Below are 12,430 nucleotides of genomic sequence, written 5' to 3'. Positions count from 1 at the left end.
CACGCCGCGAGGCCTGCGACCTGTTTGTCAGTCTCCGTTGCGCGCGACCACGTGGAACACGTGCCAGTGCTTGGGGCCTTCGAACGACAGGCCGTCGCGGTTGTCCTCGACGATCTGGACGACGTCGAGGCCGGACAGCATCCGCTCGACACCGGCACCGTCGTGGAAGTTCATCCCCGGGCGGCCGAACCAGTCGTCGTCCGGTCCGAAGAACTCGCCCGCGAACACGGCGTCCGGTTGGAGCGCCTCGCGGATGTCCGCCCAGAGGTACGGGAAATGCGAGACGTCGCAGAACGGCAGGGCGAATCCGGCATAGACGAAGTCCGCCTCCGGCAGCCCGGTGAGGGTTTCGAAGGAGCGACTCCAGATCTCGACCGGCGGCTGGTCCGCGATCTCCCCGATCGCCGCGTGCACCCGGTCTTCGACACCGTCGTCCGCATCGATCGCGAGCACCCGCCAGCCGCGTTCGAGCAGTTCACGGGTCTCGACACCATCACCGCATCCGAGATCGATCGCCCGTCCGGGCGGAAGTCCGTCACGGGCGTCCAGTCCGGCGACGAAGGTCGGGCGAACGCTGCGGCCCGCCTGCGCCGTGTAGAACTCCGACCAATCGCTCGCCATCTGCGCCTCCCGGAGCACGGTGCGCCTTGTCTGCAGCACCATCCCACGAGGCAGCCTATCGCCGCTCGTCGGCGCGCTGGCCGGACGCTGCTGATTCGTGTCGCCTCCGCTCGCTAAACTCGGCAAGTGGACTCCTCGACCCGGCCGCGGCCACGCGTCGCCGTACTCGGCCCTGTTCTGGTCGAGGACCGTTCCGGCGCGCTCGCCGAGCCGGCGGGCACCCTGGGCAAGAGCCTGATCGTTTCGCTGGTTCTGGCGCGCGGCTCGGTGAGCGTGCCCTCGCTGGTCGAAGATCTCTGGGATGATGCGCCGCCGCGGCAGGAACGCGCGGCACTCCAGACCCTCGTTTCGCGCGTCCGCACCGCCAGCGCCGACGGCATCCTCGAGTCGACCGCCGCGGGCTATGCGCTCGCCCTTCCCCCGGAGCACACCGATCTCGGGCTGGCGCGCGCACTCCTCGAGAGAGCGCGCACGGCCGAGAATGAGCGTGACCCTGCCCGTGCCGCCAACGACGCGACCGCGGCATTGGCTCTGTGGCGGGGTGATCCGGGCGCCGAGCTCGGCGATACACCGCTCGCGTCAGAACTCGAACGAGCCGCCGATGCGGTGAGGTCGGAACTCCTCCAGCTCCGCGCACGATCGCACCGGGAGGAAGGCGACAACGCTGCCGCGCTCGCCGACCTGGATCTGCTGATCGCCGCATCCCCGCTCGACGAGGGCCTTCAGCGCGAACTCCTGCTCACGCTCGACGCCGCCGGGAGACGCAATGACGCGATCCGCGCATTCGGCGATTTCCGCACACGGCTGCGCGAAACGCTCGGCACCCGGCCCGGCCCGGAACTGGTCGCCCTCAATGCATCTCTCCTGATCGAAGAGGTTACGCCGGCGCCGTCACAGGGCGGCCGAACGCGCATCGGTCTCCGCACCGCCCCGAACACGCTCATCGGCCGGGAATACGACCTCGATGCCGTCGAAGACCTCGTCGCGACCGGTCGGCTCACCACGATCCTCGGCGCCGGGGGCCTCGGCAAGACCCGCCTGGCGCAGGAGATCGGCCACCGTGCCGCGCAGACACCGGCGGTCGTCGTGCTCGAACTGGCGAGCGTGCGAAGCGGTGACGACATCGGCCTCGCACTGGCATCCACGCTCGGAATCCGCGAGGCACGGTCCACCCGGGTGCAGTCGATCGACCCGATCGCCCGCATCGATCTCCGGTCGCGCATCCTCGGCATGCTCGGCGAACGCGCGACACTGCTCATCGTCGACAACTGCGAGCACATCGTCGACGCGGCAGCCGCCTGGGTCGCGGACATCCTCGACTCGACGACCAACGTGCGCATCCTCGCGACCAGCCGCGCACCGCTCGCGATCAGCGCTGAACGGGTTTACCAGCTCGATTCGCTCAAGAGCGGGCTGTCACCGACCGAGATCGTCCCGTCGACGCCCGCCCCCGCCGACCTGTCTTCGCTCGGCCCCGCGGTGGCCCTGTTCGTCGAACGGGCACGAGCGGCACGGCCCGCCGTCGTCCTCCCCCTCGATGTCGTTGTACGCCTGTGCGACCGGCTCGACGGACTGCCGCTGGCCATCGAGCTCGCCGCTGCCCGCATCCGTTCGATGTCCGTCGAGGAAGTCGAACGCCGCCTCGAGAACCGGTTCACGCTCCTCACGGGCGGCGAGCGCACAGCACCCGAGAGGCACCGCACGCTTCTCGCCGTCATCGACTGGAGCTGGAACCTCCTGACCGTCACCCAGCAGGCGGTTCTGCGACGGTTGTCCCGGTTCCCGGACGGCTTCAGCTCGGAGGCGGCCGAGATCGTCGCCGGATCAGGGACGAACGGCATCTTCGACGATCTGGATGCCCTCGTCAACCAGTCGCTCGTGTCGGTCTCGGAAGACGCGGCGACCGGAATCCTGCGGTACCGAATGCTCGAAACGGTGCGCGAATTCGGGGACATCGTCCTGGTCGAGGCGGGCGAGGTCGACCTCGTCCGCGAGGGGATGTTCCGGTGGGCGCGCGCCTTCAGCGGCTATGCCCTCGGGCACCTCTACGGCGCCGAGCAGGTGCACACCTTCCAGCTGGTGACGAGCGAGCAGGACAATCTCGTGGCCGTACTCCGGTCGGCGCTCGATGCGGGGAGGCCGGACATCGTCGCCACCGTTTTCGCCGGGCTCGCCTACTACTGGACGCTCCGGAGTGCCCACTCCGAAGTCATCGCCTTCGGTCCGCCGGTGCTCGAAGCCCTCCGCGGCTACGATCCGGAGCCGGCCGAAAGGCTGGAGACCGCCGCCGCCTATGCCGTCGTCGGCGCCACCTTCCTGTATTTCGACTCCAGCATCGCCGGCCGGGCCCTGGCCAGGCTCAAGCGCGTCAAACGCGGGGCAGTGCTTCCAGACGGGCGTCTCGAAGCACTCACCACGCTCGTCCTCGCCGCCGGGCGACCCGCCGAAGGGTTCGCGCTGCTGGAGAAATACAAAGCTTCGCCCGACCCGGCGACGGCCGCGATGGCCACCCTTCTCTCGGCGCAGTTCCACGAGAACGCGGGCGAGCTCGACGAGGCGATCGTGGATGCGGAGCGTTCCTACGCGCTGGCGGTGCAGCTCCAGGACACCTGGGGCCAGGCCTCCGCGGCACAGGGTCTCACGCAGCTGTACAGCCAGATGGCGGAGCGCACGGCAGCACTCGACTGGGCCGCGCGGGCCGAATCCGGTTTCATCACGCTCCAGGCCGACAGCGACCTGCGCGAACTCAATTGGCTGGTCGCCATGAACGCCATCGCGACCGGCGACATGGAGCGAGGCAGGCCGATCCTCGAACGGTTCGCCACCGAGACGGACGAGTCGCTCGGATTCGACTTCCTCGACCTCCGCGCGATCGGGCGCAGCGGGCTGGCGGAGATCGACCTCGCGACCGGGAAGATCGACTCGGGCCTCCGCCTGTACCGAGAGGCGGTCGCCGTCTTCGAGACTCCCGGGACCACGCCGACGCCCTGGCTGAACATCGTCGCCGGCGCCTGCGTCATCGCGCACATCCGTGCCGGCTACTCCGACCGCGACCTCATCGATCGACTCACTCACCAACTCCGCACGCGCATCCTCGTCCAGCACCGCACGCGACCGGCATTCGCCGACCGGCCGGTGACCGGTTCGGCGGTCGCCGCGATCGCCGCGTGGTTGGTCTGGGAGCGCGGAGACGCGGAACCGAGCACGGAGCAGGTGGCCGTCGGCCTCGAATTCCTCGGGCTCGCCGCTCGGCTCAGCTCACGTCAGGACCTCCGCTCGCTCGAACGCTCGACGCTCGAACGCGAGATGAGGGCCGCCTGGGGTGATGAAGCCGTCTCGGCCGCGCTGTCATCGACGGCCGCCCTCACCCGTGATGAGGCTGTCGAGCGGGTGGTCGAGGTACTCGGCTACGCCTTGCGGGCGTAATCCCTGAGGCTGACCGCTCCGATCAGTGGCCAGACGTCGCCGGCAGGCAGGTCGGGGATCGTGTACCGGTGCCTTCCGGCTGCCGTCGTGGCGATCAGGGTGGCAAGGCCCGCCCGACGCTGGAAGAACGTGCGCCGGATGGTCCATCCGATGATCCCCTCGGTGGCCAGCACCGTCCGCCTGCGGTTGAGCGAGCCGCTTCGGGCGACGAGGAGACCCGGAAGCAGGCGATGACCGAGACCCCGGTAGCGGTCGACCGCCAGCAGTGCCGACGCCGGCACGATCACCACGAACGCCCACCAGATCGATGGGCCGACGATCCCGACGAGTTGCAGAACGAGGGCGCCGAGGGCGAGGATGCCGGCGAACGTCGCGGCGCGGGTGAAGCGACGGCGGCGGGCACGCGGTCCGTGCTGGATGAGATCGGCCTCGAGTGGTTCGGCTGAGCCGAGAACGTACGCGGCGATGCGCACAGCTTCGTCGCGAGGCCCGGGCGGGGCGATCAGTGCGACGCCGCCGCGCTGCCTGCCGAGTCCCGTCATGATCGCGTGGGCGGACGCCGCACCCACGGCGCGGAGCGAGAGAGGCTCCGAGAGCTGCACGCCACGAAGACGCGTCTCGTCGAGGGTGATCTGGCGGGTTCGGAGAAGTCCGTGATTGATGTGCAGTGTCGTCGCATCCACGCGATGGATGCCGAATCCGCCGTAGCTGAGCGCGTAGCGCACCATGGCTACGGCCGACGCGACGACGACCAGTCCCGCCGCGCCCCAGAGCGCCGTCGTGAGCACGGGCAGGTGGGAGACGAAACCGATCGCCTGCTGCACGATCGGCAGGCGGGTGACCAGCCCGCCTTCGAAGAACTGCACCTGGAACAGGAATGCGACGACTGCGAAGATCGATGCCACACCTGACAGGGTCAGCGGCGCGTAGCGCACCCAGCCAGGCTGCCAGTGGCTGAGATTGTCGGGCTCGCTGCTTTCTGCGGCGGGCGGCGCTGTCCGCAGCAGTTCGCTGCGCAGCGCCGGCACATCGCGCAAGGCGACCGCGTTGAACTCGAGCTCGTCCTGACCGTGCGAAGCACCTGTCCCGACCTTGACGATCGCCAGGCCGAAGATGCGGTGGAGGAGCGTCGAATCGACGTCGACGCTGCGGATGCGGTCCCGTGGCACCGAGAGCGTGCGGCGGTTGAGCACCCCGCTGCGCACCTGAACGTGGGTCGGGGTGAGCCGGTAGGTCGTCGTGAAGAAACGCAGGATGCCGAAGACGATCCCGAGGGCGGAGAGCGCATAGACCCACCAGGGCTCACCTCCCGCCGCCCCTGCGATCAGGGCGATGAGAAGCACGGGCAGGTACCGGATCAGCTCACGGAGCGGATGCACCATCAGCATCAGCGGGTTGAACCGCTTCCACGGCAGGCCCGCTTCGGGGTCGATCGCCCCGTCGGTCACGTCGCGTCGCCCTCACTGTGCTGCGCGACCTCGGCGAGGACCGCGACGACGTCGCGTGCGACGGCATCGTCGAGAGCGTGGATGGTCAGCGCGCCGGCGGAGGACGCGGTCGTGATGGTGACACTGGTGAGCCCCATCATCCGCGAGAGGAACCCGCGCCGGGCATCCACCGTCTGCAGCCGCGCGATCGGGGCGACCCGCGTCTCCTGGGTCAGCCAGCCGGAACGCACGAAGATCGCGTCGTCGGTGATCTCCCACCGGTGAACACGGTAGCGCCACCGCGGCATGATCGACACGTGCACGACGGCGACGACGGCGGTGAGCGCGAGTCCCGCGAGATGAAGCGGATCCGTCCACGCGTTCGCGATCAGCATCCAGACCAGCTGGAGGGCAGTGAAGAAGACCCAGCCGACGATCGCGTCCCAGGTCCAGAACCGCACGGCCCGGGTGCTGGGACGACCGGAGGGCTCCTTCACCATCGCCGCGATCGTCCCGACCGTCAGTGGCGCGGATGCGCTGGATGCTGCGTCGGATGCGGATGCGTCGGTCATGAGGAGCCCTCGGTCGGTAGTGCTTGGTGTCAGGCCTTGCGCATATAGGCTCGCACCGTCATGGGTGCGAACACCACCACGATCACAGCAGCACCGAGCAGCGCCCACCAGCCGTCGGCCCCGAACGTGCCGTTGTTGGCCAGGTCGCGCACCGCGGTCACCAGGTGGGAGACCGGGTTGATGTTGACGAACCACTGGAGAATCTCGGGCAGGGTGTTCACCGGAACGAACGCGTTCGAGAGGAACGTCAGCGGGAACAGCACCAGGAACGAGATGCCCTGAACCGAGCTCGCGCTCCGCGCGATCACGCCGAAGAAGGCGAAGATCCAGCTGATGGCCCACGACGAGATGATCACCAGCATCCCGGCGAGGACGACGAAGCCGAAGCCTGCGGCCGGGTGGTACCCCATGATGAAACCGACGGTGAAGGTGATCGTCGTAGCGATCGCGTACCGGATGGTGTCGGCCAGCAGCGCACCGGCGAGCGGGGCTATGCGGGCGATGGGCAGCGACTTGAAGCGGTCGAACACGCCCTTCTCCATGTCTTCGCGCAACTGCACACCGGTGACGACCGAGGTCGTGATCACGGTCTGCACGAGGATGCCCGGGATGAGCTGAGGCAGGTAGTTCTGCACGTCCCCGGCGATCGCGCCGCCGAAGAGGTAGGCGAACATCACCGTGAAGATGATCGGCTGGAGCGTGACGTCGAACAGCTGCTCGGGCGTGCGCTTGATCTTGAGCACGCCGCGGTAGGCCATCGTGAACGAGTTCGCGAAGGTCTGCCGGATGCTCACATGGTTACGGAGGTTGCGCTCCGACGGCGGGGTGATCGTCGGAGGGTTGACGGTGACGGCGCTCATGCGCTGACCCTTTCTGCTTCTGCGGCGTCCTCATCGGAGCCGGACTTCTCGCCGTCGACGCCGTGCCCGGTCAGCGTCAGGAACACCTCGTCGAGCGTCGGCTTCTGCACGGACAGCTCGGTCAGGTGGATGCCGGCCTCACGGAAGGTGACCAGCAACTCCGCGACTGTGTCCGGGTTGCGCATGGGAGCTGTGACCCGTGTGCCTTCGGGTGACACGACGGACTCGACGCCGAGCACGGAGGAGATCGCGCGACGCGCATCCTCCATGTCGGCCCGGTCGGCCAGGCGCAGCTGGAGGGAGGACTCCCCCACCGAGGCCTTGAGCTCGTCACCGGTGCCTTCGGCGACGACGCGGCCGCGGTCGATCACGGCGATGCGGTCGGCGAGCTGGTCGGCCTCGTCGAGGTACTGCGTGGTGAGGAGCACCGTCGAGCCGGTTGCGACGAGCCGGCGGATGGTGTCCCACATCTGGGCGCGGGTGCGCGGGTCGAGACCGGTGGTCGGCTCGTCCAGGAAGATGAGCGGCGGCTGCGCGATGAGGCTGGCTGCGAGGTCGAGTCGCCTGCGCATGCCTCCCGAGAACTTGCTCAGCGGACGCTTCGCGGCGTCGCTCAGCCCGAACTCTTCGAGCAGTTCCGCGCTCTTGCGCTTGGCTTCCGAGCGGCTGAGACCGAGCAGGCGGGAGAAGATGACGAGGTTCTCGGTGGCCGAGAGGCGCTCGTCGACCGACGCGAACTGCGCGGTGACGCCGATGAGCTGGCGGACGACCTGCTGTTCGCGACGAATGTCGTGGCCGAAGATCGTGGCCGTGCCGCCGTCGGGCTTGAGCAGTGTCGCAAGCATGCTGATGGTCGTCGTCTTGCCGGCGCCGTTCGGGCCGAGCACGCCGTAGACCGTCCCGGCGCGGACGCTGAGGTCGACGCCGTCGACCGCCCGGTTGTCGCCGAAGACCTTGACGAGCCCGTGGGCTTCGACAGCCCAGTCGGAGCTGCTGGTCATGATGATCCTTTCTGTGGATTCTGGTGCGATGTCAATGGTGCAGCCGACCACTTACAAGCGACTTACGTGACGCTTACAGCGCGGCCGGGTGCGTGAAAGCGACGCGGATGCGCGTTCCGGGCGGCCGGTCGTCAGTCGGAGAGTGCAGTGATGAGCGCCTGACGGTCGACTCCTGCCAGGGCGAGTGCGCGGGGAACGGTCCCCAGCTGCAGGTCGAGAAGGGCGATCGCGAGATCTTTCTCGGCCAGCCGGCGCCGACGCTCGGGGCCCGTCCGCGTACGGGTTGCGATGACCATCGCCTGCCGGGCCGACGCACCCCATCGCGGACGCGTGACACGCGCCGCCGATACGAGACGTTCTTCGGGCACCGGTGCGACTCCTGCGGAAGCGAGACTCGCCGCACGCTCGGCCCGGAGCGCCCGGATCACTCCGGCGTGGTCGAGGCCGGCGGAGGCGAGCGTCGCGGCCGGCTCCTTCTCGCTGTCGTCGGCCAGCGCGAGCAGGAGGTGCTCTGCCTCGACGGCGCTGTCGCCGCGACGCTGGGCTTCGCTCACGGCACGAAGGATGATCGGACGGAGCGTTCGCGGAAAGTTGGTCTCATCCATTTCGTCTCCTCAGCTCGATGCCTGCGTCCGCGATACGGCGCAGGTGTTTCTTGTGGACGGCCTGCCGGGTCACCCCGAGGGCTTCGGCGACCTGGATCCAGGTCCAGCCCTCGCGGAGGGCGCGTTCGACTTCGGCGTCTTCGAGCCGGTCGGCGAGTTCGCGGAGGGCGACGACTGAGGCCAGACCGTCTGCGACTCCACCGATCGGATCCGGTGTGATGGGAGGCATGCAAGCAACTTAGGTTGCTTCAAGTCCATTTGTCAACTACGGTTGCCTATTTTCCCAGCAAACGCCGATCTCGCGCTGTCGGCGGAATCGTGCGCTCCACTGCTCATGCGCGCACGAATCCTGCGCGGGGAGGAACGTAGACTGGAAATGTGACAGCGTACGTCTCGGCCTTCGACCTCTTCTCGATCGGTATCGGCCCCTCGAGTTCCCACACCGTCGGCCCGATGCGAGCGGCGCTCGCATTCGCCGCCGGGCTTGGCGACGTCGGCGTCCTCGAGCAGGTCAGCCACGTCACCTGCACGCTCTACGGCTCCCTCGGAGCGACCGGGATGGGCCACGGAACGCCCGATGCGATCGTCGCCGGCCTGGCGGGAATCGCGCCGGAGACCTGTGACCCTGCCGAGGTCCGCGGAGCATGGACCGGCCTCGACGCCGACTCGACGATCCTCCTCGACGGCACTCACCGCATCCCGATCGCCAAGGACGACATCTCGTTCGAACCGCGCACCCGGCTTCCCGGTCACCCCAACGCCCTCAGCCTGAGCGCGTGGGGTGTCGGCCCAGACGGGACGACCGACGTCCTCCCCCTCGTCGAAGAGACCTACTACTCGATCGGCGGCGGCTTCATCCGCCGCGACGGCGAAGAGGCCGAACTGGCCGCGCGCGCCGCGCATCCCCTGCCCTATCACACGTCGGAACAGCTCATCGGCATCTGCGACGACCTCGAGATCCCCATCTGCGAGGTCGCCCGGCTCAACGAATTCGCTCTGCACGGCGAGCAGCAGACGATCGACCGGCTCGACCTGATCTGGGAGGCGATGGCGGAGTGCGTGGCGCACGGACTGGCCGGCGACGGCACGCTTCCAGGTGGCCTCGGCGTACGCCGGCGGGCGGCTGCGCTGCGCGAGCACCTCGAGGCGGCGGACCGCGTGCCCGAGCGCGACACCTCCATCGAATGGCTTCACGCGTTCGCGCTGGCGGTCAATGAAGAGAACGCGTCCGGCGGGCGTGTGGTGACCGCTCCGACCAACGGCGCCGCGGGCATCGTGCCTGCCGTGGCCCACTACTACATGCGATTCGTTCCCGGAGCGTCGCAGGAGGGCATCCGCAAATACCTGCTGACGGCCACCGCGATCGGATCGCTCTTCAAGGCGAACGCGTCGATCTCAGGAGCTGAAGGCGGCTGCCAGGCCGAAGTCGGATCGGCCTGCGCTATGGCAGCGGGCGCCCTGTGCGCTGTACTCGGCGGAACGCCACGGCAGGTGGAGAACGCCGCCGAGATCGCGATGGAGCATCACCTCGGGCTCACCTGCGATCCGGTCGGCGGCCTGGTCCAGATCCCCTGCATCGAACGCAACGCCATCGCCTCGTCGACGGCGGTCTCGGCTGCTCGGCTCGCTCTCCACGGCGACGGAATCCACCTCGTCTCGCTCGACACCGTCATCGAAACGATGCGCCAGACCGGGCTCGACATGTCCACCAAGTACAAGGAGACCAGCGAAGGCGGTCTCGCGGTCAACGTCATCGAGTGCTGACCGGCGCCTGGTTACGACGTGTTGCGGCCCGGAAGGCGCGCCACGCCCGCACTGGCTAGCGTGGACGACGTGAGCAGCTCATCCGCATCCCCCGCCGTCCCCTCGACCAGCCCGATCGTCGGCGCCGCCCTCGACGGGCCGACCGTGTCGACACAGTGGCTCGCCGACCACCTCGGCTCCGACGGCCTCGTGATCCTCGATGCGACCGTGCTGCAGGTTCCTCACCCGCACGGCGGCCTGGCCTGGCTGAGCGGACTCGACCAGTACCTCGTCGACGGCCACATCCCCGGTTCCGTCTTCGCCGACCTGCTCGAGGAATTCAGCGACCCGTCGGGCGCGTACGCGTTCAGCCGCCCATCCGCCGAGCAGTTCGCCGCAGCCGCAGCCGGCGTCGGCATCGACAACCAGACCACGGTGATCGTCTACGACACCGCGGTCGGGACCTGGGCCTCGCGCATCTGGTGGCTGTTCCGCGCCTTCGGCTACGACCGGGTGGCGATCCTCGACGGAGGGCTCACCAAGTGGAAGGCGGAGGGACGCGCGACCGACACCGGACACGTCGAGCCCCGAACCGTCACCGGCTTCACACCGGCGGAGCGCTCGGGCCACTGGGTGGAGAAGTCGTTCGTCGAAGCAGTCGTCGACGGCGATGAGCAGGCGACCCTGGTCTGCGCCGTGCCCCCGAAGGAGTTCGCGGGCGAGGCAGGGCAGCGGGGCAGGCTCGGTCACATCCCGGGAAGCGTGAACGCCCCGGCTGGCCGACTGGTCTCGCGGGAGACGAATGCGCTGCTACCTCTCGACGGCCTGCGTGCCGTCTTCGCCGATGTGCTCGCCTCGCCCGAGCCGATCGTCACCTACTGCGGTGGCGGGATCGCCGCCGCGGCCGACGCCCTCGTGCTCGCGCTGCTCGGGCGTACCGATGTCGCGATCTATGACGGTTCGCTCAACGAATGGGCGGACGACGAAGACGCGCCGCTCGCTCGGGTGGCCGCCTGACCGACCGGCTCAGACGATGCGGACCACCATCTTTCCGGTGTTCTCGCCGCGCATCAGCCCGAAGAACGCCCCGAGAGCGTTCTCGATGCCATCGACCACTGTCTCGTCGTAGACGATCTCGCCCGACGCGACCCTCGGCGCGATCTCGGCTGCGAAATCAGCGGCATGGTGCTGATAGTTGCCGATCGTGAACCCGCGCAGGGTGAGACCCTTCGTGGTGATCATCGACAGGTTCCGCGGTCCGGGCTCCGCGGTCTCGGCGTTGTAGCCCGAGATGGCCCCGCACAGCGCGGCACGGCCGCCGTCCTTGAACGCGAAGATCGCGGCCTCGAGGTGCTCGCCTCCGACGTTGTCGAAGTACACGTCGATGCCGTCGGGTGCGGCCGCCTGCAGCTGGCGCGAGATGTGCCCATCGCGATAGTTGAACGCGGCATCGAACCCGTACCGCTCGGTCAGCAGCGCTACTTTCTCGTCCGATCCGGCACTCCCGATGACCCGCGCGGCGCCCCGCAGCTTCGCGATCTGGCCCACCGCCGACCCGACCGCTCCAGCCGCGCCGGAGACGAAGACCGTGTCACCCGGGCGCATCTCGGCTATCACGAGCAGTCCGACCCAGGCGGTGAGGCTTGTCATGCCGATGGCACTGAGATAGGCCGACGAGGGGACGCCCGGCACCTCTGCGACGGTGCGGAAGTGGGCGGCCGGGCCCTGGGCGACGTCGCGCCACCCCTGGAAGTGCTGAACGAGGTCGCCGACGGCGTGTGTGTCCGACCGGGATGCGACGACGCGGCCGACGGCACCGCCGATCATCGTCTCACCGAGCACGTAGGGCGGCGAATACGACTTGACGTCGTTCATCCGGCCGCGCATGTACGGGTCGACCGACACGAACTCGTTCCGTACGCGGATCTCGCCGTCGGCCAGGTCGGGAAGCTCGACGGTGACGAAACGGAAGTCCTCGTCCACGGGCCATCCGACGGGCCGTCGCACGAGTTGCCATTGACGGCTGGTCGGACTCGCATTCGCGGAGGCGGTGGATGCGGTCTGGTCGTCGGTCATGAATTCTCCAGTCTTCGTTCGTCTCGTGGACCCTCACAATCCTGCACCCGGGCGACCGTCTTCTCCGATTCCTGTGAGCGAAACTGACACTTGGCTGGA

General features: G+C 68.5%; 11 protein-coding genes. 3 read left to right on the top strand and 8 right to left on the bottom strand.

Annotated features, from left to right (window positions below; translation table 11 throughout):
• Positions 1-27 precede the first annotated feature (27 nt).
• Positions 28-663, bottom strand: coding sequence for a class I SAM-dependent methyltransferase (locus AAYO93_RS05265; RefSeq protein WP_345763959.1), 636 nt, complete (start codon positions 661-663; stop codon positions 28-30).
• Positions 664-747: 84 nt separating this feature from the next.
• On the opposite strand from AAYO93_RS05265, the gene AAYO93_RS05260 reads away from it, so the two are divergent.
• Complete coding sequence (locus AAYO93_RS05260) at positions 748-4,047, top strand: ATP-binding protein (protein ID WP_345763958.1); 3,300 nt, start codon at positions 748-750, stop codon at positions 4,045-4,047.
• Here AAYO93_RS05260 and AAYO93_RS05255 read toward each other — a convergent pair.
• From AAYO93_RS05255 to AAYO93_RS05230, 6 genes are all read right to left on the bottom strand, one after another.
• Positions 4,029-5,495 (bottom strand): PH domain-containing protein, encoded by a 1,467-nt coding sequence (locus tag AAYO93_RS05255; protein ID WP_345763957.1) that lies wholly within the window; start codon positions 5,493-5,495, stop codon positions 4,029-4,031. The genes AAYO93_RS05260 and AAYO93_RS05255 overlap by 19 nt on opposite strands.
• The gene (locus AAYO93_RS05250) at positions 5,492-6,046 is read right to left on the bottom strand and encodes a PH domain-containing protein (RefSeq protein ID WP_345763956.1); all 555 of its coding nucleotides are present in this window, start codon (positions 6,044-6,046) and stop codon (positions 5,492-5,494) included. The genes AAYO93_RS05255 and AAYO93_RS05250 overlap by 4 nt, the downstream gene beginning before the upstream one ends.
• A 29-nt stretch (positions 6,047-6,075) precedes the next feature.
• Positions 6,076-6,906 carry an ABC transporter permease gene (locus AAYO93_RS05245; RefSeq protein WP_345763955.1) on the bottom strand — a complete coding sequence of 277 codons (831 nt, stop codon included), beginning with the start codon at positions 6,904-6,906 and terminating at the stop codon, positions 6,076-6,078.
• On the bottom strand, positions 6,903-7,907 hold the full coding sequence (locus AAYO93_RS05240; RefSeq protein WP_345763954.1) for an ATP-binding cassette domain-containing protein: 1,005 nt from the start codon (positions 7,905-7,907) through the stop codon (positions 6,903-6,905). The genes AAYO93_RS05245 and AAYO93_RS05240 overlap by 4 nt, the downstream gene beginning before the upstream one ends.
• A 131-nt stretch (positions 7,908-8,038) precedes the next feature.
• The gene (locus AAYO93_RS05235; protein ID WP_345763953.1) at positions 8,039-8,512 is read right to left on the bottom strand and encodes a Clp protease N-terminal domain-containing protein; all 474 of its coding nucleotides are present in this window, start codon (positions 8,510-8,512) and stop codon (positions 8,039-8,041) included.
• Positions 8,505-8,741 (bottom strand): hypothetical protein, encoded by a 237-nt coding sequence (locus AAYO93_RS05230; protein WP_345763952.1) that lies wholly within the window; start codon positions 8,739-8,741, stop codon positions 8,505-8,507. Before AAYO93_RS05230 ends, AAYO93_RS05235 begins: the two co-directional genes overlap by 8 nt.
• A gap of 149 nt (positions 8,742-8,890) precedes the next feature.
• Here AAYO93_RS05230 and AAYO93_RS05225 point away from each other — a divergent pair, with 149 nt between their 5' ends.
• Together AAYO93_RS05225 and AAYO93_RS05220 are read left to right on the top strand one after the other, a co-directional pair.
• A complete protein-coding gene (locus AAYO93_RS05225) occupies positions 8,891-10,276 on the top strand; it encodes an L-serine ammonia-lyase (RefSeq protein WP_345763951.1) in 1,386 nt (461 codons plus the stop codon).
• Positions 10,277-10,345: 69 nt separating this feature from the next.
• Positions 10,346-11,272: a sulfurtransferase gene (locus AAYO93_RS05220; protein WP_345763950.1), complete on the top strand. Its 927-nt coding sequence runs from the start codon at positions 10,346-10,348 to the stop codon at positions 11,270-11,272.
• 9 nt (positions 11,273-11,281) lie between these two features.
• On the opposite strand, the gene AAYO93_RS05215 is transcribed toward AAYO93_RS05220, so the two are convergent.
• Positions 11,282-12,331 (bottom strand): NADP-dependent oxidoreductase, encoded by a 1,050-nt coding sequence (locus tag AAYO93_RS05215; protein ID WP_345763949.1) that lies wholly within the window; start codon positions 12,329-12,331, stop codon positions 11,282-11,284.
• Positions 12,332-12,430 lie beyond the last annotated feature (99 nt).

Origin of the sequence: Diaminobutyricibacter sp. McL0608, from assembly GCF_039613825.1 — a bacterium.
GTDB lineage: Bacteria > Actinomycetota > Actinomycetes > Actinomycetales > Microbacteriaceae > Diaminobutyricibacter.
Note: the sequence above shows the minus strand (reverse complement) of the source record. Positions and strands in the feature narration are given on the sequence as shown.